At 39.4% G+C, this 24852-nt stretch carries 24 protein-coding genes; 9 read left to right on the top strand and 15 right to left on the bottom strand.

What is annotated here, in order from left to right; all coding sequences use genetic code 11:
* Positions 1–10: 10 nt before the first annotated feature.
* Positions 11–1135, bottom strand: a complete 1125-nt coding sequence (locus tag O3C63_02330) for a glycosyltransferase (protein ID MDA0771759.1) — start codon at positions 1133–1135, stop codon at positions 11–13.
* 58 nt (positions 1136–1193) lie between these two features.
* Here O3C63_02330 and queA point away from each other — a divergent pair, with 58 nt between their 5' ends.
* A complete protein-coding gene (gene queA / locus O3C63_02325) occupies positions 1194–2219 on the top strand; it encodes a tRNA preQ1(34) S-adenosylmethionine ribosyltransferase-isomerase QueA (protein ID MDA0771758.1) in 1026 nt (341 codons plus the stop codon).
* Positions 2220–2344: 125 nt separating this feature from the next.
* A complete protein-coding gene (locus O3C63_02320; GenBank protein MDA0771757.1) occupies positions 2345–2989 on the top strand; it encodes a nucleoside monophosphate kinase in 645 nt (214 codons plus the stop codon).
* Between the two features lie 2 nt (positions 2990–2991).
* Here the strand turns inward: O3C63_02320 and O3C63_02315 are convergent, their stop codons facing one another.
* The 3 genes from O3C63_02315 to otsB are packed head-to-tail and all read right to left on the bottom strand — an operon-like array spanning position 2992 to position 6930.
* The gene (locus O3C63_02315; GenBank protein MDA0771756.1) at positions 2992–4413 is read right to left on the bottom strand and encodes a hypothetical protein; all 1422 of its coding nucleotides are present in this window, start codon (positions 4411–4413) and stop codon (positions 2992–2994) included.
* Between the two features lie 18 nt (positions 4414–4431).
* Positions 4432–6039 (bottom strand): GspE/PulE family protein, encoded by a 1608-nt coding sequence (locus O3C63_02310; GenBank protein MDA0771755.1) that lies wholly within the window; start codon positions 6037–6039, stop codon positions 4432–4434.
* Between the two features lie 24 nt (positions 6040–6063).
* Positions 6064–6930: a trehalose-phosphatase gene (gene otsB, locus O3C63_02305; GenBank protein MDA0771754.1), complete on the bottom strand. Its 867-nt coding sequence runs from the start codon at positions 6928–6930 to the stop codon at positions 6064–6066.
* 30 nt (positions 6931–6960) lie between these two features.
* On the opposite strand from otsB, the gene O3C63_02300 reads away from it, so the two are divergent.
* Positions 6961–7671 (top strand): MnmC family methyltransferase, encoded by a 711-nt coding sequence (locus O3C63_02300; protein MDA0771753.1) that lies wholly within the window; start codon positions 6961–6963, stop codon positions 7669–7671.
* Positions 7672–7686: 15 nt separating this feature from the next.
* Complete coding sequence (gene dapF / locus O3C63_02295) at positions 7687–8682, top strand: diaminopimelate epimerase (GenBank protein ID MDA0771752.1); 996 nt, start codon at positions 7687–7689, stop codon at positions 8680–8682.
* 64 nt (positions 8683–8746) lie between these two features.
* Here the strand turns inward: dapF and O3C63_02290 are convergent, their stop codons facing one another.
* Genes O3C63_02290 through O3C63_02280 form a run of 3 tightly spaced genes read right to left on the bottom strand, consistent with a single transcriptional unit; the run spans position 8747 to position 13463 of the window.
* Positions 8747–9544, bottom strand: a complete 798-nt coding sequence (locus O3C63_02290) for an FtsQ-type POTRA domain-containing protein (GenBank protein ID MDA0771751.1) — start codon at positions 9542–9544, stop codon at positions 8747–8749.
* A gap of 14 nt (positions 9545–9558) precedes the next feature.
* Complete coding sequence (locus O3C63_02285) at positions 9559–12801, bottom strand: ATP-dependent DNA helicase (protein MDA0771750.1); 3243 nt, start codon at positions 12799–12801, stop codon at positions 9559–9561.
* 41 nt (positions 12802–12842) lie between these two features.
* Positions 12843–13463, bottom strand: a complete 621-nt coding sequence (locus O3C63_02280; protein ID MDA0771749.1) for a 50S ribosomal protein L25 — start codon at positions 13461–13463, stop codon at positions 12843–12845.
* Between the two features lie 278 nt (positions 13464–13741).
* Here O3C63_02280 and O3C63_02275 point away from each other — a divergent pair, with 278 nt between their 5' ends.
* Both O3C63_02275 and trxA read left to right on the top strand, forming a co-directional pair.
* The gene (locus O3C63_02275) at positions 13742–14245 is read left to right on the top strand and encodes a DUF327 family protein (GenBank protein MDA0771748.1); all 504 of its coding nucleotides are present in this window, start codon (positions 13742–13744) and stop codon (positions 14243–14245) included.
* Positions 14246–14378: 133 nt separating this feature from the next.
* Positions 14379–14696: a thioredoxin gene (gene trxA, locus O3C63_02270; protein MDA0771747.1), complete on the top strand. Its 318-nt coding sequence runs from the start codon at positions 14379–14381 to the stop codon at positions 14694–14696.
* Between the two features lie 6 nt (positions 14697–14702).
* Here the strand turns inward: trxA and dut are convergent, their stop codons facing one another.
* From dut to O3C63_02230, 8 genes are all read right to left on the bottom strand, one after another.
* A complete protein-coding gene (gene dut / locus O3C63_02265) occupies positions 14703–15194 on the bottom strand; it encodes a dUTP diphosphatase (GenBank protein ID MDA0771746.1) in 492 nt (163 codons plus the stop codon).
* A complete protein-coding gene (locus O3C63_02260; protein ID MDA0771745.1) occupies positions 15191–15706 on the bottom strand; it encodes a biotin transporter BioY in 516 nt (171 codons plus the stop codon). The genes dut and O3C63_02260 overlap by 4 nt, the downstream gene beginning before the upstream one ends.
* On the bottom strand, positions 15694–16626 hold the full coding sequence (locus O3C63_02255; protein MDA0771744.1) for a transketolase family protein: 933 nt from the start codon (positions 16624–16626) through the stop codon (positions 15694–15696). Before O3C63_02255 ends, O3C63_02260 begins: the two co-directional genes overlap by 13 nt.
* A 51-nt stretch (positions 16627–16677) precedes the next feature.
* The gene (locus O3C63_02250) at positions 16678–17499 is read right to left on the bottom strand and encodes a transketolase (GenBank protein MDA0771743.1); all 822 of its coding nucleotides are present in this window, start codon (positions 17497–17499) and stop codon (positions 16678–16680) included.
* A 116-nt stretch (positions 17500–17615) separates the two neighbouring features.
* Positions 17616–18140 carry a hypothetical protein gene (locus O3C63_02245; GenBank protein MDA0771742.1) on the bottom strand — a complete coding sequence of 175 codons (525 nt, stop codon included), beginning with the start codon at positions 18138–18140 and terminating at the stop codon, positions 17616–17618.
* A gap of 144 nt (positions 18141–18284) precedes the next feature.
* The gene (locus O3C63_02240) at positions 18285–19298 is read right to left on the bottom strand and encodes a sigma-70 family RNA polymerase sigma factor (protein MDA0771741.1); all 1014 of its coding nucleotides are present in this window, start codon (positions 19296–19298) and stop codon (positions 18285–18287) included.
* Between the two features lie 70 nt (positions 19299–19368).
* A complete protein-coding gene (locus O3C63_02235; protein ID MDA0771740.1) occupies positions 19369–20499 on the bottom strand; it encodes a cysteine desulfurase family protein in 1131 nt (376 codons plus the stop codon).
* A 61-nt stretch (positions 20500–20560) separates the two neighbouring features.
* Complete coding sequence (locus tag O3C63_02230; GenBank protein ID MDA0771739.1) at positions 20561–21724, bottom strand: adenosine deaminase family protein; 1164 nt, start codon at positions 21722–21724, stop codon at positions 20561–20563.
* 244 nt (positions 21725–21968) lie between these two features.
* Between O3C63_02230 and O3C63_02225 the strand changes: the two genes are divergently transcribed.
* The 3 genes from O3C63_02225 to O3C63_02215 form a co-directional block, all read left to right on the top strand.
* Entirely contained in the window at positions 21969–22658 is a 690-nt protein-coding gene (locus tag O3C63_02225) for a hypothetical protein (GenBank protein ID MDA0771738.1), read from the top strand.
* Positions 22645–24429 (top strand): hypothetical protein, encoded by a 1785-nt coding sequence (locus tag O3C63_02220; GenBank protein ID MDA0771737.1) that lies wholly within the window; start codon positions 22645–22647, stop codon positions 24427–24429. The genes O3C63_02225 and O3C63_02220 overlap by 14 nt, the downstream gene beginning before the upstream one ends.
* A partial coding sequence (locus O3C63_02215; GenBank protein MDA0771736.1) for a hypothetical protein occupies positions 24429–24852 on the top strand: 424 nt, incomplete at its 3' end. The genes O3C63_02220 and O3C63_02215, both read left to right, overlap by 1 nt.

Below are 24852 nucleotides of genomic sequence, written 5' to 3'. Positions count from 1 at the left end.
CCCTTACAGACTAGTTTGGTTTCAACAAACCTTTTTGTACCAGCTTGTCTCTAAAACTAAATTTGCGAATAGAATGCATTTCGTCAACGAGGGCAGCAGCGTCAATTTCGCCAAGGGTTTCAGAAATTCGATAGCTTAAATAATTTCTACGTTTACTGTTGAAGGTAAATAAATGCAAGAACCAAACTACTGACATTGTTGCGATTTTGAGATAAAGATATAGTGGAATGCCGTTGACTTTTTTGGTCATCGACTTAGGAACGAGCTTGCGATATTTATCTTCGATAGCAAGTAATGGATTAGGATCGCGTTTCATTCGGTCGGTATGAGCTGTCCAGTATTGAGCGCGACCATATTTAAAATACCAACGGCGAGTGGCTTTGAGCGTGAGTCTGCTTTCTTTGACGCTATGGAAAACCATTAGTTGTGGCATGTAGAGCATTGGGATTTTGAGACAGCTCAGATATTCAAAGAATTCAACATCGTCATAGAGCGTCATCCCACCAGCTGCACTTGGACCTAGATCAGTTCTGAAGTTGCCGCAGTTCTCAAAAACCTCACGACGAATTAGGAAATTGGTACTGGTTGGATATTCAGCATAACCAAAATCACTAGTGAAAGGATAAAGAGCTTCTTCGTCGCCATGGCTATGTCCTCTAAAAACTTCTTGGCGAATTGCATTACGTCCTTCGATGTTAACCCACTTTGGTAGGCTTGATTGCCAGGTTGGCACTGTGCGTCCGCCATAGACACCAATTTCTTGGTCTTGACATTGTAAGGCAATTTTGTAGGCTTCTTTGACCCAGTCCTCATCAAGAGTGATGTCATCATGAATAAACGCTAGTAGATCACCAGTCGCTTTTTCAATTGCAAGATTGCGGCAGTGACTTAATCCAAAACTATCATGAGTAAAATATTTAATTGAGAGTTCGGTATTTTCTACTAGTTTATAAACAACTTCACTAGTGTTATCGATTGAATTATTATCAACGATGATAAGTTCAATATCTTTTGATTCTGAAGATCGCAGCCAGCGAATTTGTTGCATCAAATCTTCGAACTGGTCTTCCAGTTCGGTTGATCGATTGAAGGTGCAAATGATAATACTAAGCTTCATAGGGTCGTATCCGGACATCGGACATTTTTATGTCGATCTTTGGCTTAAGTATAGTATATTATCGAGTAAATGTCCGATGTCCGGATACGACCCTATGAAGCTTGAAGACTTTAATTTTGATTTACCTGAGCAGCTAATAGCAAGCTACCCATTGGAGCGTCGGGATCAGTCTCGTTTATTGCATTATTCTTGTAATACAGATTCACTGGAGCATAAAAAGTTTATTGATATTCTGTCTATTTTGAAGCCAGGTGATTTGATCGTGAGAAACAACAGTCGAGTGCTTGCTGCTCGTTTTGTGGTGGATACTGATACTGGTTCTAAGCTAGAGATTTTGCTTTTGGATCCTATCACCAAGTCAAGCTATAAGGCCTTGGCTGGAAATGCCAAACGTATTAAAGCAGGTCGTCGATATTTTTTAGACAATAATCAAGAGATTTTTATTGAGCGTCAAGGCGATGATGTATTGGTGGATTTTGGAACAGAAGAGAAGTTCAATCTAGCAATTGATGCTTGTGGCATGATGCCGATTCCTCCTTATATGAAACGTGATGCTGAAGAATTTGACAAGCAGCGTTATCAAACTGTTTATGCACGTGAGGCTGGTAGTGTCGCTGCGCCTACTGCTGGATTGCATTTCACCCATGAGATTGATCAAGGTTTAGTTGCTGCTGGTATTGAAATAGCTGAACTAACTTTGCATGTTGGTCTTGGGACTTTTGCTCCCATCAAAGTTGATAATGTCAGTGAGCACAAAATGCATTTGGAGCATTACTCTATTAGTCAAAATACTTGGAGCAAAATTCTTCAAGCTAAAAAACAAGGTAGAAGAATTATTGCAGTTGGTAGTACTTCCACTCGGGTCTTAGAGTCAGTCGCACGAACTGGTGAACTTACTGGCGCCACTGATATATTTATTAGTCCTGGTTTTGAATTTAAAATCATTGATGGATTGATTACTAATTTCCATTTGCCGAAGTCTAGTTTGATTGTTTTGATTAGTGCTTTGATTGGACTAGAGAAGGTGCAAGAGCTTTACCAGATAGCTATTCAAGAGAAATATAGGTTCTATAGTTATGGGGATGTCTGCCTATTGCTTTAGTTGTCAATACACTTAACTAAATATAAAGTTTTGCCATGAATTTGACTTACTCGGCTGCAAGCAACCGAGTTTTCACTACATTCGGAATAAATCTTCTCTTCCAAGTTTGTTATAATTAGCAGTTCATGTCAAAAAAGATACTATTTTTAGGACCGGCGGGCTCAGGTAAGGGCACTCAATCAGCCAAGCTTGCTGAGAAATTTGGAATTGAACATCTTAGTACAGGTGATTTAATTCGTAGTGAAATTAAATCTGGCTCTGAGCTTGGTAATCAAGTCAAAGCGATTGTTGAATCTGGAGCTTTGGTTTCTGATGACATCGTCAACAAGATTGTTAAAGCCAAACTTAGTAACTTGGATTCCTTTATTCTTGATGGTTATCCGCGTACCTTAGGTCAAGCACAATTCTTGGCGACTTATACTAACTTAGATTATATTTTTGATCTTCAGGTTGATTCAGCGGCTTTGACAGAGAGACTTGCTGGTAGACGCATGTGTGCTGATGATCACAAGAAAAAATGCAAAGGTGTTTTTCATACCAAATTTAATGCTCCTAAAGAAGAAGGTAAATGCGATCTTTGTGGTTCAGCTTTATATCAACGCAAAGACGATATGCCTGACGCTATTGTCAAGCGATTGGGCGGCTATGAAGCAGAAACAGGTGGACCACTAAATCAGTTTTATGGTTCGCAAGTAATTAAGATTGATGCAAGCCGTAAACCAGAAGAAGTGTTAGCTGATTTAGAAGAGTCAATTAAACTCAAAGTTTAGTTCTAGAATGGAAACTCACCCAAAGAAACTTCATCACCAGATGTTTCAAGGTTGTCTAGATTACCATCTTCATCGAAGATACCCAGCTCAATTGCTCTACCCATGCTCATGATTTTTGTTTGGAAATTATTTTCTACGGTGATTCTTGGTTCAACGTATGCATCCTCAGGTGCTTCTATCTCTTTGATTTGCCAAGGTCCGATATAAGAACCAACAACCATCTCTTGAATGTTTTCATTGGATTTTTCTATTGCTTTAGTTGCAAGTTTGATGATTTTGTCTTTGGATGTATCTTCAAGTACATCAAAGACAGCTTCTTGGTAATTAACTAAAGCGATAGTGTTTTTAGTTGAAGTTAGTACACCAACTAGAGTTGCACGATATGCTGTTCTTCGATAAGTGTTTGGCTTTTGTTTATTGATTAATTCAAGCTCAGCAGCTCTCATCATTTCTGCAATAACAGAATCTGGTAATAAGAAAGGGTTGGCTCGCCCAGCTTGATAGAAAATATCTTGGACAAGGGTATTTTCGTTTGCCACACTTGAAAATTCTTGGCTACTTAAGTCCCACACTGGGATTTTTATTTTTTCAGCTAGCATTAATGATTTTTGTTTTTTAGGTTTGCTCTGACGTTCACGACCTTTGTTGGCATTGAGGTCTCTTGAGAAAATAGTCTTAAATCCGTACCAACCACCAATTATGACAAAGACGGCAAGTAGTATAAGTACATTTTTGTTAAGGCCTGGTTTGTCTTCTTCTTCGTCATTTAAATCAGTTTGACTTATGCCACTTTCGCTGTAATCATAGGTCGTAAAAGTACGGAACGGAAGAGTTTTTGTTTCTTCTATTATAATTGGTTCGGCTTCTGCTTTTGCTGAGTAGTCGTTGTACAAAGCATCAACACTTTCTTGATGGAGTTCTTTACTATTAATTTGGATTGTAGTTTCTGGCTCTTCATCAAAACCAAACTCGTCAAGATCTTCTGTAAGACTATCCACTAAAGGATCTGTAATTAGTTCAATTTCATCGTCAAGATCTTCTTCTTGATCATGTTTATTAGCTGTGAGATCAAAATCGGTTTCAGTTTCTATTTTTTTGATTGGTTCAAAATCAGGGAAGAGATCTTCATCATCATCTTCGGTACTGGCTTCTGTTGCTGTGATTGGGCTAGGTTCAGCTTCTGGTTCAGCTTCTGCAACTTCTTCTAAGTCATCAGAGAATAAATCTTCAACATTGAATTCTTCAGGTTCAGAACTAGCTGTTTGGATGCTCGGAAGTTCTGCTTCAATTGTAGTTTCTTCAATATCTTCGGTTTCGCTGTCGTCCTCAGTTGGATGCGAGTCAGCAGGCGGCCAAGATCTAGCCTCATCGTCTGAGAAGTCAAAAAATGACGGTTTATCGTCGGAATTTTTATCGTCTACCATTCAGTTAAACTGACCCGCTTATCTTGTTGGAGGTACTACCCTCATTAATTCCTCTACTGTAGTTTTCTTTTCGAGGACTTTTATCACTGCAGCGCTATAAAGAGTAGGCATACCCATTTCTGTCATGGAGCGATTGAGTACTTCAACGTCGACTCCTTTAGAAATAACTTGTTTCATTTCTTCGGTTAGCGGCATCATTTCAAAGATACCCTCTCTACCTGAGTATCCTGTATTATTACAATTTTGACAACCCTTAGCCTTAGCCAAATTAACCGATTCGCTAATACCTAATTGAGTATTCTCTTCTTCTGTTGATTGATATTCATAATTGCAGTGAGAGCAGACTCGGCGCAGGAGTCTTTGGGCCATAACACCAACCAGGGCACTTGATACAAGGTAAGGAGGTATTCCCATGTCAATCAAACGAGTAATGGTACTCGGTGCATCATTGGTATGCAGTGTACTTAAAACTAAGTGACCAGTAAGAGCGGCTTTGATTGCAATTTCAGCGGTTTCTTTATCACGAATCTCACCAATCATCACGATATCCGGATCCTGTCTGAGGATACTACGAAGACCAGCTGCAAATGTAAGACCGGCTTTGACGTTTACTTGTACTTGATTTACTCTTGCTAGCTGAAACTCTACTGGGTCTTCGACGGTTACTACGTTTTTGGTAGTGTCAATTAATTTTGCCAAGCTAGTGTAGAGAGTACTGGTTTTCCCTGAACCAGTTGGTCCAGTAATTAAAACCATGCCCTGTGACATAGTTAGCCATGATTCAAAATCAGGAATAATTGATTGCGGCATACCAAGATCACTAAGTTCAAGAAATGAATTATCGTGAGGTAATAAACGTACAACGCATTTTTCACCGTGAAGAGTTGGTAGCGTTGAAACACGCAAGTCTAGTTTTGATCCGTTGATGATTTCTGTTACTCTACCATCTTGGGGTATTCTCGCTTCAGCAATATTGAGGTCGGCAATAATTTTGATACGAGCTAAAATAATTTTGCGGTAATCATTCTGCGGATCACATTTATATTTGCAAATATCATTCAAGACACCATCGATTCTAAACCTGACTATCAGTACGTTCTCGTAAGGCTCCCAGTGAATATCAGAGGCACCACTGGAGGCTGCATCTAGTAATATTCTGCGAACTTCGTTCCCAATTGAATTTTCATCGGTAGCACTGATTTTGACTTCTGGAATTGCCGCAAGAGATTGTGTTAAGTGAGCGCCTAGTTGTCCAGTTGCTTTACCACCATTGTTTGCTCCACCAGCTTTGTCTTGATTTTGCACGAAGTCCCAACTACGTTGGTTTATTTTAATTAATTTGAGCTCGGAACTTCCAGCTAAGGTTTTGAGCTTGCTTGCTAGCTCAGCTTCTGCGACTTCTGAGCAGGCTACATACAATTGGTTTTGTGAAAAAAGCAAAGGCAGTGCTTGGTCTTTGGGCCAGCCAGCTTTCATTGAGTTGATTAAATTTTGATCTAGAAATTCAGGATTAAGTTCGCGCTTGGCATTGATTAAAAGTTGTAATGCTTCTTTGAGTGAAGCCTTATTGCGTTGTAGTAATTGATAAGCTGAAAGCTCTTTAAGTTCTTTAGTTGTCGTACTCATGGTGATTTCCTAGTTGCGGCCAGTCTATTGATCCAGATAGCAAGCTATTAGCTGGTGTAAATCAATGACCTTATTAATAAGATACCCAGCTTGACCATTTTTCGAACCAGTACGCAAAGCCTCATCTACTGCGTTACGCTCATCCTTTGGCGCCATCATCGACGGCTCAGTCAACTCAGTCACCAAGGGATTCGCAAGCCTTGTATCTGAAAGCTTTTCGCACCAGTTCGTAATACGCTTAGATACCTGGCAAGATAAGCCACCAAGCTTATTGACTTCTTTAAAGGCATAAATATCAGTTAAGTCATCACCAAAATAAAGCAGAAAATAGCCTGGGTGTTTCTTGGCGACATCGAGGATTGCCATTCCCTTGTTAATATTGATCGGCAGGAATTCAAAAAAGTCTCTACCTTCCTGAATACGAAAAATCGAGCTGTAGCTTTTTGCAAGCTCTCGTAATTTATTTAGTAAGTCTTGCGGCTGAGGATGATTTAAATAATGAATAGTAATTGAGATTCTTTTTTGTTCAAATTCAATATCTGGATCTTCACTAAAGATCGTCCTGATTGTATTGAGATGCTCTAAGTATTGATCATCCTCACTATCTTTTCCCATTTCAACACCATGAGTACCATAGAGATGAATGGCAGGATCTAATTGATTATTGAGTAGGGCTTTAAGGTTCTTGAGTTCTCTACCGGTAATAATTGCCACTGGAGCTTTCTTGGCAAGTTCATTAAGTAGCTGCGCTGTTGACTGCGGGAATAGCGCTGCGTGAACTATGTTTTCTTTGGCAAGCTCAACGAGGGTACCGTCGTAATCAAAACAAAAGGCTATTTTGTTTTGTTTGCTGAGTAGGTCTTGGAAGAGTTGCTGAGTGAGTTCTTGCATTGATCTAAGCATAACATTGGCAAGCTAGATGTGGAACTGGCAATGACTGCACTTGCTACAATTGTGAAGATGAAGCTCAATCAAGAAAAAACAGCAGATGGCTCTATTAGCTTTTTTAATCAAGAGTTTCAAGAATCATATCATTCTCGCTATGGCGCTTACACAGAAGCTCTTGAGAAACATGTGCAGGCTTGCCGTATTAAAGAACTGGCTCTTGTTTCTAATGAGTTGAAGATCTTAGATTTTTGTTTTGGTCTTGGTTACAACTCGGCTGTTGCAATTATTGAAGCTCTCAAAGTGAATCCAGAAATCAAAATCGAAATTACTGGACTTGAAAATGATATTGAAATTATCCAAGAGATTGCAAAGATAGATTTCCCAGCAGAGATGCAAGTTGTGATGAAGGATTTTGCCAAGCTCGCTGATAGCTTGAAAGTTGAAACCCGAAATTATAGTCTTGAGCTTTTATTGGATGACGCACGAGTTAGTATTGAAAAACTTGAGAAGAATTACTATGATGCGATTTTCTTTGATCCGTTTAGTCCCAAGGTTTGTCCTTGGCTTTGGGAGCAAGATCTTGTAGCCAAGCTTGTCACGAAGGCTAAACCAGGAGCCTTGATTTCTACATATAGTTCTAGTCGTGTTGCCAAGGATGCTTTTGCCAATGCTGGTTGTAAGCTTTTTGAAGGACCGAAGTGCGGCAGGCGTGATGGTGGGGTTTTAGCTCAGAAGCAAGCGTGATACAATTTGATGCAAATGGAAGGCCTCGCAGAAGAAAAATATAAACAAGGTACTAGCTACTTAATGCCATTTGAAAAAATGCATGGATTGGGCAATGATTTTGTCATTGTTAACGCTAGTCACTTGCCTACTGACTCTAATGTCGATTACGAGACTGCTTTGACGCGTAAGATCTGTGATCGCAATCGTGGTATTGGTGCTGATGGTTTGATAATTATTGATCAAGTTAAAGAATCTGAACATGCTATTCGCTCTTGGAGATTCTATAACTCTGATGGGACTATCGCTGAGATGTGCGGCAATGGTGTGCGTTGCGCTGCAAAATATATTTATGAACATGGGCTTAGTGGCGAAGAGACTAGTTTTAAGTTAGAGACTTTGGCTGGTGATATTGGACTTGAGTTACTTGATAATGAGATGGTCAGAGTTGATATGGGAGCTGCAAGGTCTATAGAGGAAGGGCTTTCGCTTTTATTGGATGACTTGGGAATCTTGCCTGAAAAGGCTCATATGCAAGGCTTGCGAAATTCTGATCAGGCTGAGTTGACTGAGCCGTCGATGATGACTGGTCAGGATGAGCGTAACGCAGCAGATGGGTCTTTGCAGGTAAGATTTGACTATGACTTTATTTCTATGGGCAATCCCCATGCAATCACTTTTGTTGAGGATATTGAAGCTGTTAAAGCTCATGGTCCAGAGATCGAGACTCATAAGAACTTCCCGCAAAAAACTAATGTAGAGTTTGCTCAAATTATTAGTCCAACCAAGATCAAGCTAGTAGTTTGGGAACGAGGTTGTGGTTTTACCGAGGCTTGCGGTACTGGTGCTTGCGCGACTGTAGTCTCTGCTGTTTTGAGAGGACATGTCCAAAAAGATACTGATATAGAAGTGGAGCTGCCTGGCGGCACTTTGGTTATTCGCTGGGATTCTGTGGCTGAGACTATCTTTATGACTGGTGCTGCTGAACTTAGTTTTATTGGTTATCACAATATAGTTCTTTTGAAACCATAAATGGCTTCGAAGGAACTCTACCAAAACCTATGGTTTGGGGTCTTTTTGTAATGAGGTCTAGTAGTTAATCGCTCTGGTTGGGCTTGCCCAAAATGATCTCATCAGTACTCAAAGACAAATCGACATAAGCAAGTTCTTGTTTTTGGTTTAGTGCTATCATCTTGGGAATTACTGTATCAAGGCGTTTGACTCTGTTAAATAGCTCATCGTTTAAAACACCTGTAACAAACTTGAGCTTGTCACTGTAGAAAAATACATTATTGATTTTGTTTACTCTAATTAAGCGCAGTGGATACATGTCGGCGCCATTGATTGTGTTAGCTGCGATTAACGCAATATTGTTATTAATCGTGTCACTAGAGTTCTTTAACATTAAGAGTTCTGCATCACTGAGAGCTCGTGTGCTCATTAGTTCAATGACAGGTGATTTGTTTTGATGAGATTCTCCATAGAGACGATTGATAGCGTCTGATTGATATTTGATAGCAGAGATTTTGGATTCGATTAAGACTTGAGCTTGCTCACCCAAGATAGAGTCTCTGTAAATTGCCCAAGGTTTGGTTTCTTCAATGTAGATAGATAACTTGCGTTGAGGCAGGAGACTGATTTTGGTTTTGACTGATTTGATGAGCGGTGATTGACTAAGCTGTTTGCTGATTAGTTTTGGATTGATTTGTATCAAGGCTTTATTTGCTAAATCAAAGTTAGTGAGCTTCCCTTTGATCTCTGTTTCATTAATTAGATTAAGACCATGAATCTCAATCGAGAGATTAGGCTTTTGGCAAAGCAGATAAAATATCCCGTAACTTAAAGCAATTAGGATTATTGTTATGAGGATTTTTTTGATGAGGTTACGGCTCATGAATTTATTATACTCTAACGTCCGCAAATATTTTTAAAGCTACATTTGCTGCAAGTATCCAAGTCTTCGGTTTTATCAAATTCTTGGTTTTGTATTGATTGATACATGGTTTTGATTTCAGCTTTAATCACGTCAAGATCTTCATTAGTTACTTCAATCGTGCTCTTGACAAAACCTTTGGTTTTGCTCGCTTGAATAAAGTCAATCTCACCACTGATCATTTTGAATGGACTGAGTTTGTCTTTATAGCCCAGCTCACAAAGTAATTGATAGAAAACAATTTGTCTATGATAGTCGCCGCCTGGCTTGAGGGCTTGATATTTGCCATCTGGATTACCAGTTTTGTAATCGATTACTTTGACTTTTTTGACTCCAACTATGTCATCTATAATTTCTATTTTGTCGAGCTTTCCTGTGAGTTCAATACCATCTAGATTAATACCTTTGTGACTAAAATCATATTCAAGCTCTATGTCTTTAATGAAACCTGCTTGATAATGATTGAAGTATTGAGTGAGCGCTTCGATACCAACACCAACTGTGTCTTTGTATTCTTGTTCTGCTAGGTATTCGTTTTCTAAATGTTCGGTAAACTGTTTGAGCAGATATTCCAAGTTGGCATTGTTTGTATCATTCTGACGAAAAGCTACAAAATAATCAAAGAGGGCTGCGTGAACAGCGGTACCAAAGCTGGCATGTTTATTTTTGGCTGATGGCACTCGCAAAAGATTTTGATAAAAGAACTTACGCGGGCAAGTTAGGTAATTATTCAGATGAGTTACGGATAATTTGTAATTCTCTAGTAAGCCAGTGATATATTCTTGAGCTTCAACGATAGCAAAATCATCTGCTTCTTGAAACTGCAGAGGAATCTCGCCGAGAGCTGTTTGGCTTTGGGACTGTGCTTCAAGGTTGTGAACTTCGACTAGTTGGTTTTTGTTTAAGTCAGAAACAAACATCGAAGGCACTGTGTCATTATTACTGCTGTTTTTGAGATGGTGTGAAATATAGAGTTGTTTCTTGGCGCGAGTCATTGCTACATAAAACAATCGACGCTCATCTTCATTTTGATTGTCAATCAAGAGCGATTCGGTTTCTTGAATTAAGTTTGGAGGTAGTTTGATTTTGGCTCTGGCTGTTTTATTACCCCAGAGTTTGTCGCGGCAATTAACTACAAAGACATGTTCGAATTCTAGTCCCTTGGAACGGTGAGCAGTCATCAATCTGACAAAGTCACCCTCTAGCTTGCTAGTCCTAGACTGTATCTTAAGTCCGTTACTGTAAATGAGATTGAGGTGTTCAATTAGATCTTGGAGTTTTGCTTCTTTGTTGATTTCCGCTCTGTATCTTTTGCTCATCTCAGTACAGTTGCGAATTTCTTGGAAGAGCGCATCTAAGTTACTGATATTGGTAGTGTAGTTTGGTTGCTTGAGCACATAGTCTAAGTAGCCAAAGTCCTTGATGATATTTTCGATTAGAATATCAAGTTTGAGGTTAGCGGAGAGCTGTTTGTAGGTGATGATTTTATCAGCCCAATTCTTAAATAGGTGACTGTCCAGTAAAACATCAATGAATGCCTTTGGTTCAGGGCTTCTTGGCATAATGCGATTAGCATTGAAAATATCTCTAGTTGTGATCCCAGCTTCCTTGAAGTTTTGAGAATTAGTGATGAATTGATAATTAAGTATATTGAAAAGCAAAGCGGAATTACTTTCTGGTTTATTAATCACAGTCAGCAAATCAATAAGCTGTTGAATATTTCTGTCTTCAAGTATATTATCGCCAGAGTCAATTTTGGAACGAATTCCAAGTCTTGCAAGTATATCCATGATGGCAATCGCTTCTTTATTTTCTCTAAAGAGAATGGCGATCTCTCGGGCAGGAGTGCCAGCTTGAGTTAGCTCTTCGATTTTGCCAGCGATATGATGTAGCTCGTCTTCTTGATTAAGGGTCTTGGTGAGCTGGATTTTGGCTTGCGGATAACTAGCTGCATGACCAGCTGATTGAAGTTTCTTATTGATGCTTGGTATTAGCTTCGAGATTCTGGCTTGATTTTGGTCAATGGCTGAGTCTGCAATATCTAAAATAGCTTGCTGACTACGATAGTTTTGACTAAGGACTATAAGTTTGATTGTAGTTTCAAAAGACTTGTAGAAATGAATGATATTTTCAACAGATGCCCCTTGAAACCGATAGATAGATTGATCATCGTCTCCTACAACGAAGATGTTTGGATCCTTTTGATACTCGGTTGTTGCTTGTGTGAATAGTTGTAGGATGCGGTTCTGGGCACCATTGGTATCTTGGTATTCATCAGCCAGAATATAAAGAAACTGCTCTTGATAACGCGCAAGTAAATCTGGATCATTTTCAAATTGATTAATAACCCGAAGTATCATATCTTCAAAGTCATAGAGTTTTTGGCTTTGAAGCTCTTGTTGATATTCTTTATAGACGTTACAAAGCTCTTTTTGTTTTGGGATGAGTTTGAGATTCTTTTCATAAAAATCCTTGAGATTATTTTTAAAAGTTGTAATCCTATCTGCGTTCTGGTAGTATTCCTGAATCAATTTTGTGAATTCGGAGTTTTGATTTGCCACATAAAGCTGCTCTAGCAATAGATTACAATCCTCTTCTTTAATAGTGCGCGCGTTTCTTGCAATAAAGTCTTCAATGAGTTCAGAGTTTCTACCAAGAAAGCTTTCGAGTCTTTGAATAGCATCTTTGAGTGCAATAACATCAATCGATTCACGCTTGAGTATTTGTACGAGATTGCTCAAGTCTCCTCGATATAAGTAGGGATCACCAAATGGCTTGACAGGACTATTTGGATCCAACTTATCAATGATTTTATTGAAGATTTGGATGCGCTCAAGATCTGAGATTGGATTAATGGTAAAAAACTTTTCTGGATTTTCCTTGATCACTTCATTACAAAATGAATGAAAGGTGTGAATGCGTACGTAATAAGCATCAGTGCCAATGATACTAATCAAGCGGTTGCGCATGGCAGTAACGGCGCTTTCTGTAAATGTCAGCGCCAGAATATTCTGTGGACTAATTTGCAAATCTGGATTGCGCAATATGTTGGCAATGCGCATCGCAAGAATTTGAGTTTTGCCAGTGCCAGGACCGGCAATAACCATGACCGGACCTTCGGTACTATCAACAGCTTCTTTTTGGGCAGGATTGAGCTGCTGATATAAATCCAGAAATTGTTGTTCTAGGTCTATATCGATATGAAGACTTGTTGTCATAAATTAACGTAAGTATTTTGGGACTTGTTGTTGAAATGGAATTAAGCGTCAGCTTTTTTGGCTTCAGCAACTTCAGCAGGAGCAGCAACCTCAGCAGGAGCAGCTTCGATAGTGTGATCTGTACGTTTGGCTTGAGCTTTGCAAACAATCTCTTTACCAGGATCAAGAAGTTCTAAAACTGCTGGATCAAGGTTGAGGTCATTAAAGGTAATGTGATCTCCATCTTGTTTAAGAACAGAAATATCAATATCAATTGAATAAGGAATATTTTTTGGAAGACAACGAACGTGAGCTTCTTTGTGACCGATAATGAAGTCAGCACCAAGTTTGACAGCTGGTGAAACACCAACAAACTTAAATGCAATTCTAGTTGTAACTTTGTGTCCACGTTTAACTTTGTAAAACTGAATACTTTGAACATCACGACTAACGAAATTTCTTTGGATGTCTTTAATTAGTACTTCATGTCCTGCTCCACCATCTTTAAGATCAATAAGGTGTGTGTAATCAGCATAAGGTAGTTGCGAAAAATCTTTGGCCCCAAGTTGTAGATTTATTGGCTCAATTTCTGGTCCATAAATTGTTGCTGGGATTTGCCCCTCTCTGCGAAGAGCCTTAGCTTTCTTGTTTTCTCTGGGTTTGATTTGTAATTCGATTGCCATAAGCACAAAATCTTAGCAAATCTAGGCTGTTATTTAACTGATATACATGGTTTTTTAGTATTTAGGTTAAGGATTCACTGAAAAACCCACTCCTACTGGCCTATTAGACTTGTTTTAAAGTCGGAATTATCTCCAAAGGCAAACGCGCATTCCGCGCGGTTGCTAGCTTTTTTTGAGCGACCTGTAGATCGAAACTTTCTTTCGAAACAGGTTCTTTCCTTAAGAAATCGTACATATAGATTAGTCCAAAGCCTTGTTTTTTTGGGGAAATTGTTTATATGTCACTTAATGCGATATCCGGAATTGGCAATAATTCCCTTGATGCTTTCCAAAGGCCCAGTGCCAAGGATGCTGCTACTGACCTAGACTCTAAGGTGGCCGATTCAGCTAAATTGGCAGAAACTATCACGAAGACAGTCAAAAAACCTAATTTCTTAGAGAGATTAAAGGCAGTTACCGAGCCCAAACTTAAATCCAAACCTGAGCTTGAAGCAATGCAAGATCGTTTGGCAGGTCTTCGCGCCAAAGGTGTTGTTGTTTTGCATCATCCTCTTGATTCAAGCGTCAAGTCTTACGTTAAAGACTTGAAAGATTTTCTTACAGATATTCGCGATCATGCTTACGATTCTCAAAGTAAGGACGATCATTTTCAGCGTATAGAGATTGTTGATTCCAAGCTTGATGCTTTGGCAGAGGAGTTATTTGCTACTGAGCAAGCTGAGCTTGCGCTTGTTGATTCACTGGGGGAGTTGCAGGGATTGATTATTGACATCTATGTATAGTCGTCCGTCAAGTTCGCGTAGAGCGAACTGCTTACGGGCTTTCTGCCCTGCTTAGTCAGCAAGTCTATGTAGTGGCATAACCACCATCGGCGTTTACACGCCCGCCACCTATAGCAATGTTATAATTAACAGTATGACAGCAGAAGTAACAGATAGTAATTTTGAAGCAGAAGTATTGCAATCAGATATCCCAGTAATGGTAGATTTTTGGGCACCATGGTGCGGGCCTTGCAGAGCACTTGCTCCTACTGTCGACAAAATTGCCGAAGAGTATGCTGGTAAAGTCAAAGTAGTTAAATTAAACACTGACGATAACCCGGAATCAGCTGTTAAATTTAGAATCAACTCTATTCCTAACTTGATCTTTTTTAAGGGCGGTAAGCCCGTTGAACAACTTGTTGGTTCAGTGGATAAGTCTAAGATTGATGACGTTATTGCGAAGTTGAATTAATTTAGATTACTTAACCCCAGTACTACCAAATCCACCAGTACCTCTATCATTATTCTCTTCACTTGGTAATTCAGAGATTTCTTCAAACTCCGCTTGCCACACAGGTGCAATAACTGCTTGAGCAATACGCTCGCCGTGTTTAACGACAAAGTCTTCGTTACCATGGTTGATCATAAGGATTTGAATCTCACCGCGATAATCCGAATCAATAGTACCCGGCGTGTTAGTTAAAGAGATACCATGCTTGAACGCGAGTCCAGATCTTGGTCTAATTTGCACTTCAAAACCAATTGGAGTAACGAACTTGAGCCCGGTTTCTATTTTGGCACGACCGCCGTTGGCTTTGATAGTGACTTCCTGCTGCTGAGGAATAAAAGCACGCAGATCAAAACCCGCTGATTCACTTGAGCCGTAGAATGGTGTTTCTACTGCTGGATCTAGCTTGAGGATCTTGAGTCCGATTTTGTTAGTTGTAGGTCTTGCTATGGTTTGGTTCATAGAATAATTATAACAAGATGAGCTATAAACAAGTCATAAAATATCTGATATAAAGTCATGCTGGCAAAGTGGTCTAAATCCAATCTCTGAGTGCCTAATAGGTAAATCAAGCCCAGCGCATGTGCAAAGACAATAGACATCAAGGGCAGTATGCTTTTGTCTCTGAATGTGCGCACGCCAATTTCTGGGATGTGTATTTTGCTATAAAAAGCTAATAAACTAATAACTAAAAGTCCTAGAATATAACCAAAGCTTGGTTCAAAAATATATTCTATGCCGCCACCAAAAGCAAATATTGGTAAGCCGGCTAAACCTGAAATGATATAGAGGCAAGAAGCGATAAAGGCATAGTTGTTTTTGAAAGCAAGACTAAGAATAAAACAAGTTATATAAAGAAGGCGATAATCATAAACTACTAAGCTATCACCAGAGAAAGCCCAAAACGGCAGCTCAACGAAGTTGCTGAGGCAGAGTAAGGCGTAACAAAATATGATTTTGCTTATGCTTTGCATTGACGTGTAGCTTCTACAACTATGTCACTGACAGCTAAGCCGTAATGATCTAGTAGAGCCATTCCATCTCCTGATTGTCCAAATTTGTCTTCAATGCCCATGCGTTTGAACTTGACTTTAGTATCTACTTCTTCAGAGATTACTGCTGCAACAGCATCTCCGAGCCCACCAATTACATTGTGCTCTTCAAGCGTAATCACTCTACCAGTCTTCGTTGCAGTTTTGATGATTGCAGCATTGTCTAGTGGTTTGATAGTTGCCATATTAATTACTTCTGCTTTGATACCTTGTTTGGCAAGTTCTTTGGCTGCTTCAAGCGCGCGATAAACCATCACACCACAAGCAATCAAGCTGACATCACTGCCTTCTAGTAAGGTCGCGGCTTTGCCGATTTGGAAACGATAATTCTCATCAAAAACCACTGGTACTTTGGCTCTACCGAGTCTTGCATAAACAGGACCATCATACTCTGCAATTGCATAAATTGCTTGATAAGCCTCGATTGCATCGGCAGGTACAATAACTGTCATTGTTGGGATGACACGCATGATAGCAACGTCTTCAATAATTTGGTGACTAGCACCATCTTCGCCAACTGTAAGTCCAGCGTGTGTCGCGCAAACTTTGACGTTGAGATGGTTATGAGCGACTGAGTTGCGCACAAACTCCCAAGCCCTGCCAGCTGCAAACATTGCAAAGCTTGAAGCAAAAGGAATCTTGCCCATGCGAGCTAGCCCAGCTGCAGTGCCGATCATGTTCATCTCAGCGATTCCCATATTAAAAAATCTATCAGGATGCGCTTTAGCAAAATGTTTGGTTTGAGTACTGCCGGATAAGTCAGCGTCAAGCACAACTACATTGGGATTTTTATCGCCAAGTTCTTTGAGCGCTTTGCCGTAGGCTTCGCGCGTGGCTGCCATATCGCCTAATTTCCATCCAGTTTCTGACATTGTTAATTGTTGACCCATAATTTAAACTAGCTCCTTTAGCGCATTTGCTAGATCAGCATCTTGAGGTGCTACACCATGCCAAGCGACTTGATCTTCCATGAAGCTAACGCCCTTGCCTTTGATCGTGCTTGCAATAATCATGATTGGTTTCTCACCAGTACCAAGCGCTGCTGCTTTAGTTAGTGCTTGATCTATTTGTTCTAAGTTGTGACCATTGATTTCAATGACTTCCCAGTTAAAGGCTTTGAACTTGTCAGGAAGTGGGTCTAAGCCCATTGTTGTTTCTGTCCAGCCGTCTAGTTGAATACGATTGCGATCTACTATTGCTGTTAAATTACTGAGTTTGAAATGCGCCGCTGACATTGCTGCTTCCCAGTTAGATCCTTCTTGCAGCTCACCATCACTAAGAATTGCAAAGACTCTACGTGGATGCTTGTCTAGTTTGGCAGCTAATGCAATACCAACAGAGTTGGAAAGTCCGTGACCAAGTGAACCAGTTGAAATTTCAACTCCTGGAACTCTCATTCTATCGATATGACCTTGAAAGCGTGAACCTAGTTGACGGAAGCTCATGGTCTCTTCAATAGGGAAGAAACCAGCTAAGCCAAGACAAGAATAAAGAGCCGGTGAGGCATGACCCTTGCTTTGAACCAAGATGTCTCTGTTGGGATCTTCTGGATTCTTGGGATTGTGTTTGAGATGTCCACCAAAATAAAGGCTTGCAAGAATATCAGCAATTGAAAGAGAGCCACCTGGGTGTCCTGAGTTTGCTGCATGTACCATTTTGAGAGAATTGATCCTTATCTCATTGGCTTTTTGTTCAACTTGTTTGAAATCCGTCATATATAATCATATTGTAGCAAAAATTAACCAGGAGCCTATTCTCTAGAGGGGCAACACATGCGTTGCGCATGGTTGCTACCTTTTTTTGAGCGACCTGTTTCGAAACAGGTCTACTACTATTTAGAGCAAAAATCTCTAAGTGATTTATAGTCGTTTAACTCAAGCTCAGTCGTTCTTTGCATAAAGAAATAGTTTTTGACTTTCTTTAATCCTAGTCGTTTAGAATATTTAAGGCGATTTTCTCTGTCGATATTGACTAATCCTTGTTCCATTCCAATTAATGAAGTTAGACCAAGTTTGCTCGGTTCATGAAAGAAAAATACGTAAGGCTTATTTTTGATGACATCCTCAACAAAGGGACTCTTGACAGAAGCCCATTCATTAAGAGTGAGTAATTTGCTATCAACTCCTCTAATTGGGTCTGATACTTTAAAATGAAGTTCTCGAACTGGCAAGCCATTGGATTCTGATTGGCTAATGGAATCTAAGCTACCACGGAAAATGATTGCTGCACTATCAACAAGTTCATCTACATTAATATTTTTGGTCAGAGCACATTGACGTGATCCGCTTGCTTTAATAACGCCAGCTTGGGCTGGGTTGAGTGACAATAAAAGAATTAGAACTAAGATGTACTTCATGTGTTTATTTTATCACGTATAACATAGTTCCAAAGGTTCATATGCAAGGCTTGCGAGTTCTGAAAAACCGCAGTTGGCTGAGCCGCCAATGAGGATTTTGAAGGATGAGCGTAACGCAGCAGATGGGACTTTGGGGCTATGTTATCAAATGAATTCTTGGAGCTTGCCGGTCTTGAGTACATGCGCCTTGAGTTTGCGCAGCGCCTTTGCTTCAAGCTTTTTGACCTTGTCTTTGCTCATATTTAGCATTTCTGCTAGTTCTTCAAAGTTGTATATCTTTTGGTGCTCATCTTCAAGTAAACCATAACGGAGGATGAGAACACTTTGTTCGTCATCGGAAAGATCATTGATGACATTTTTGAGTTCGGCTTTAAGTAATTGAGCAGTTGCATACTGGTCTGGCGAGGCGTAAGAATCGTCGCTTTGAATAAAGTCGGCGAGGGAAGAGCCATCTTCATTGCTACCAACTTTGCTGGACATTGAAATAGTTTTCATGTGCAAGTTCTGAATTTCGTGAAGTTTTTCTATTGTGATATCTAAGGTGCCGGCAATTTCTTCGTCAGTGGGGAGCCTACCTAAAGCATTACTAAGTTTGGTGATAACTTTGCGGAGCTTACTAGAGTTTTCTACCATGTGCACAGGGATTCTGATTGTGCGTGATTTGTCAGCAATTGATCTGCTGATAGCTTGTCTAATCCACCAGGTTGCAAAGGTACTGAATTTGTAGCCTTTGGCGTGATCAAATTTGTCAGCGGCTTTCATTAAACCAAGATTGCCTTCTTGAATGAGATCTAATAATTGGATATTGGTTGACGAATATCGTTTTGCGATACTAACTACTAGTCGGAGGTTGGCTTGAACAAGTTGTCGTTTTGCTTTTTCACCACCTGTCCCGCCTTTGTGAATTTCGCGAGTGATTAGAATTTCTTGCTCGGCTGTGAGAGTTGGTATCTTACCAATCTCTTTAAGATACATGAAGACACTGTCATCATTAGAGCCTCTTTCTTTTTTTTCTTTAAGTGTTGTTTTTGCTTTGTCTTTTTTCTCTTCTTCAAGCTCGTCATTTTCTTTCAGGCTCTCTTCAAAGACCTCTGTTTCAAGAAGTTCTTCTGAACTTGGTTCAAGTTCGTCATCAAGTTGTATGTGATTTTCTGACATGTATGCAAATCAAGACTTTAGGCAAGTCCCTATCCAATGATTATCCCAGATTCTTTAGTCAAGTAACAAGTCAAGAGAATTGCGAAGATAATTTACGTATTATGTCGCATAACTGGTCTAGTTCAGCTTTATTATTAAACCTTGAGACGGATATTCTAATAGCTTTGGTGGCAAGGTCATCAGTAATCTGGCAGGCTCGCAGCACATAAGAGCTTTCTATTGAAGCGCTAGCTTTATTGGATGAACATGCAGAGCCTGAAGAAATAGCAATTCCTTTTAGGTCCATCTGTAAAACGAGTTCTTCTGAATTTAGTTTTAATTTGCTGAGGCTGATGTTCATATTGCCAATTAGTCGTCTTTGAACTTCTTGTGGTCCATTGATGATCAGTCCATCAATTTGTTTGAGCTGTTTGAATAAATAGTTGTGTAGTTCTTCTAGCTTGGAGTCTTGCTCTTGACTTAACTGAGCTGCTTTAGCAAAAGCAATAATGCCATTGAGGTTTTCGGTGCCTGAGCGCAGTGAGAATTCTTGACCGCCACCAATAATCAGTGCTTGGTCAGTTTGAATTTGCTTCCTTATATATAGTAAGCCAACTCCTTTTGGTCCATGGATTTTGTGAGCTGAAGCTGAGATTAGATCGATTGGAGTTTTGCTTAAATCAATATCGTATTTGGCAAAACTTTGCACGCAATCACTATGAAAAATCACATTGGGGTATTGAGCCTTGAGTGTTGCAATTGTTTCAATGTCATGGATTGTACCAATCTCATTGTTGCCATGCATTAATGAGAGCATGATTTTCCTCTGTGAATTCTCTTCAAGTTTGGATTTTAGTTCTTCTAAATTAATATAGCCCTCTTTGTTGAGGGTTAACCAAATGATGTTTTTGCCAGAGGACTTTGCGGGTTCTAAGACACTTGCATGCTCTGCTGGACTGGTGATGATGAGGTCATAATCACAAATTTGAAAAACATAGTTATTGGCTTCAGTGGCTCCGCTGGTGAAGATGATTTCTTCTGGCTCGGCTTTGAGGATTGCAGCAATTGTTTTGCGTGCTTGATTGAGTTGTTTCTTTGCTGTCCGACCGGCACTATGAAGGCTACTGGGGTTTGCATAGAGATTTGTATTCAGCTCGTTAAGTAGCTCTATAAGTTCTGGAGCGAGTGGGGTGGTAGCTGCGTTGTCTAAGTAGATTGACATCTAGCAGTGATTTTAGCATTTCTAGAAATATCATAGGCTTGTATCGCAAGCGTAGGCAATTTCATTGCTCCGCAATGAAATCATAATACTTACTACACTGATCTATATACTTCTTTTTTTCAAGATAGCTACCAGGATAAAAGCTTCGTTTGATTCCATACATGATTAGTTTTTTGATGGTTTTATTTGATAGATTAAAAGTCTTAGCGGCAAGTGATAATTCTTTGCTAATGGTTGTGTTTGAAACTAAAGTATTGTCTGTGCAAATTGCAACACTAATACCATGTTCTAGCATCTTGGCAAGACTATGATTCGCTGGGTCATTGTTGAGCTCAGGAAGAGTTTGCAGGTTACTGGTGAGGCAAACTTCAAGTGTGATTCTTTTTTCTGCAATATATTGAACTAAATTATCGACATAGTTGTTTGCTTTGCTTGGATCTTTGGTGTTGATCATTTCTTTATTAAAAAGATGGAAACCATGTCCGATTCGATCGGCATAGAGATTCGTGATTGCTTGAAAGATACTACTTGGACCGTAAGCCTCACCGGCATGGACTGTTTTGTATAAGAAATTTTTGTGTGCATAGGTGTAGGCATCAGCGTGATCAATTGCCGGGAAACCGTCTTCTGGACCAGCAAGATCAATCGCCATGATTGGTAAGTTGTGTTTTTCTTTGGTGAGCATCGCTGATTGAATAGTTTCTAGCGATTGTTGTGGATCCCACATGCGCATCGCACAAATGATGTGTGAATATACAAAAGCAGGATGAAGTGGTTTTTGTTCTTGAGCTAAATCAAGGTTCTCTTTATCAATGAGAGCATTGATTTCAAGACTAGCTCTCTTGAGTCCTTTGTCTATTGAGCTTATGACTTCATGACTTTTGGTTTTATTCGATTTGAGTAAATCAGGAGAGTAACGAGGTTCAATATAGACGACTCCATCATGATAGGCATCCCAAGCAAATTCATAGGCAACTCTTTCAAGAGCTTGCAGGTCTTGCATCACTCCGCAGGTAAATTGAAAACCTTGTAAGTAATCAGGAAGATCTTTGTATTGATTTTTGAAGACTAATTCTCGAAGACCAGCTTCGCTATAAGATGGAAGTTCTATCTTCTGCTCTTTGGCAAGTTCAATTAAGCTCGATAAGCGCAAAGATCCATCAAGGTGGACATGGAGGTCTGCCTTGGGTAAATCACGTAGAGTTGTTTCGTTGAGTGTCTTCATTAGTAGATTTCTCTTTATCGTTACTTAGTACTCATCATCCCCTGAAATAGGTCCAAATATCAAGTTTAGAGGAAATAAGTTATTATTAAACACCGTTTAATAACTTCGGCTTAATAAATATAGTCAATATAGACTATATAGGGTGGTGAAAAGATTAATGATTACTAATATACGATGGGGCTCTTTAGATTTAAGGAATTAAGTCGATCTACCTAACTGGGTAAAAAAATTACTTGAATATAGAATGAAGATTAAATCATTAATTTCAAAATCATTAGCAGTTTTCTTGATTATGGGCCAAGTTTTGGTTTTAAGTGCAGCTCACGCAAGAGCTCAATTGAAATATCAAATTGTTAATTTAGACCAGGGTTCTGATACTGGTTTAGCTTTAACGGTTAATTCTAATGATCTTGAATTTGATTTGCTGAGTGAAGATGCAAGTTTGCGCTTGAGGATGAATGCATTGCCTCTTGCTACAAAAAAAACTTATCCACAGAATTATAAAATCGATGCTTATAGATTAGTAAGTGGTCAAAAACAGATTATTAATACTGTCTCACCACTTTTACTTAGTGATAGACAAGCGGCCAATTCTAGATTCACTATTCAAATTGGTGAGATAGAAGCACAAGAAGATATCTATCTTGATGTCTATGATGCTTCTGGAATACTTGTCAATGTTTATTCACTAGGATTAACTGCAATCAATGTGCCTGATCAAGTCAATCCTAGTGAACTTACAGCAGCTGATTGTGCTGAAGATGTTTTTGATGATTGTCAGTTGAAATATATTCTACAGAATGTATCTTTCTTGGCAAGACCAAGTAAGACTTCAGAAACATCTGTATATAAAGAATTAGATGGCAAATATACAGTTGCTATTCCGTTAATGAAAAAAAACGGAGCAGACGGCACTACCGGTGCAGCGTATTAATACTAATGAATTGAGTGGTGACACGTCAGTAGATACTTTGGTTTTAAATGATACTGATATTTATCAACAATTCTTTTTGGGGCTTGATGCTTCAAATAAAGCGACAGTTAAATATACTTCGGCTGGTAGTCTAGGGATTTCTGTTGATAGTACCGCTGTTAATGAATTTACTTTTAGCCGTAATGGAAGTTTGGGTATTGGTATTGAGTCACCACAGGCCTACTTGGATATCAAGGCTGGAGCTGGTGATCAACCGGCATTACGAATCAAGCCAGGTTCTCTTAGTGCTGAGCTTGTTGATGGTGCTCTTGAGGTTATGGGTAATGATCTTTATTTTACTGCTGGTGGAATAAGAAAGATTATTAGTAATACGAGCGCAGGAACTTCAACAAATACAACGCTTGTGCAGACGACTCCACTTCCTTCAACTGTGATTCAAACTACTGGAGCACAGACACTGACTGGTAAAACACTTAGTAACACAGCTATTACAGGTACTCTTACTATTGCAAGTGGTGCTGTTGCTGGTTATGTTTTGAGTACTGATGGTAACGGTCTTGTTTCATGGATTGATTCATCAACCAATGTTAATGGTGACAATCTCGGTAATCATACTGCAACTCAGAACTTAAATATGGCTGGTTATGAAATTACCAATGCTTTGCTTGATTCTGTTGAGCTGAATGGTACCAGCTTGGTTAAAGTCAATGATAGTTTGAAAATCAATGGTTCTCTATTGATTCCTACTGGTGCAAATGCTGGCTATGTTTTAACTAGTGACGCTAGTGGGGTAGCAACTTGGGCAGCAGCTTCTGGTGGTGGCAGCGGCTCCATGGATAATGGAAATAATTTAAGTGATATTGATAATGCATCAACCGCAAGAACTAATTTAGGTTTGGTCATTGGTGCTGACGTGCAAGCTTACGATGCTGATTTGGATGATTGGGCTACAAAGGCCGATCCAAGTGGAGTAGTTGTTGGTACAACAGATACTCAAACTCTAATCAACAAAACTCTTACTAGCCCTGCTATTAATACAGCCACTATAATCGGTTCTAGCTTTAACGGCACTTCTTTATTTATCAATGGTTCAACAGCCAAGTTTAATGGAAGTATTTTAATCCCAAGTGCTGCTGGTAGTGGAAAGATATTAACTTCAGACGCTAATGGTAATGCTAGTTGGGCAGTTGCCTCTGGTGGTGGTGATGTTAGTTCATCTAGTACTATTGCTGATAATTCTGTTGTACGTGGTAATGGTGGATCCAAGGCAGTGCAGCAATCGGCGGTGATTATTGATGACTCAGACAATGTGACAGGAGTAACGAGTCTTGTAATTGACGGTAGCGCTGATGGTTCATTTATTGTTAACACAGATGATATATATGTAGATAGTTCTACTGGTTCAGTAGGTCTAGGCACTACTAGCCCAAGTGTCAGGTTAGAGATAAATGGTTCACTTGCCTTGATACCAGGTGCAGTACAGAGCTTGAGTGTGGGTACTACAATTGCTGTAGCTAATTCTATTGTCAAAGTTGTTGGTAATGGTGGAGCTGTTAATTTAACTTCTGTACCTCAAGTTGCAACTGGAACTGATGGTCAAATTATTATTATCAAGGGAACTGACGATACTAATACTGTAAGGCTTGATGAAGGTGCAGGTTTGGCATTAACTGATGGAGCAAGTGTGACTTTGGGTGATAAAGATACTCTAGTACTAATGTATGACACAGGTGATACTGAGTGGATTGAGATAAGTAGGTCTAATAAATAATGTCAAATATACTAAATGGTTTAGTGGTAAAGACTCTCTTTAGACTATTTAGCCTAGTGAACTTAATTGGCATTATTGGGCAAACATTAATAGACAGGATGTTTTCTAGATTAATAACAGTTTTAATAATTTTGATTTTGGCAAGTAGTCAAGTTTTTGCTGCAATTGATTTGGGTACAGGTGTTCAGTCTATTCCAGTTGGTACTAATTTGGGTATTGGTACTAACACTCCGACTCATGCTTTAGAAATCAATGGTAACGTACTTTCTACAGGAACTGTCAATGGTACATTCTTGGGTAATGGAGCGGCTTTAACTGGTGTCGTTGCAACTGTTGCTGCTGACTCACTAGACTTTGAAGATTTCAAAGACGCGATGTCTATGGATGCAAATACAACAATTGACCTTAACGGTTCAGACCTCA

It is taken from the genome of Cyanobacteriota bacterium (assembly GCA_027618255.1).
GTDB lineage: Bacteria > Cyanobacteriota > Vampirovibrionia > LMEP-6097 > LMEP-6097 > JABHOV01.
The sequence above is the reverse complement of the archived record's forward strand: the minus strand, read 5'-3'. Positions and strand labels throughout refer to the sequence as shown.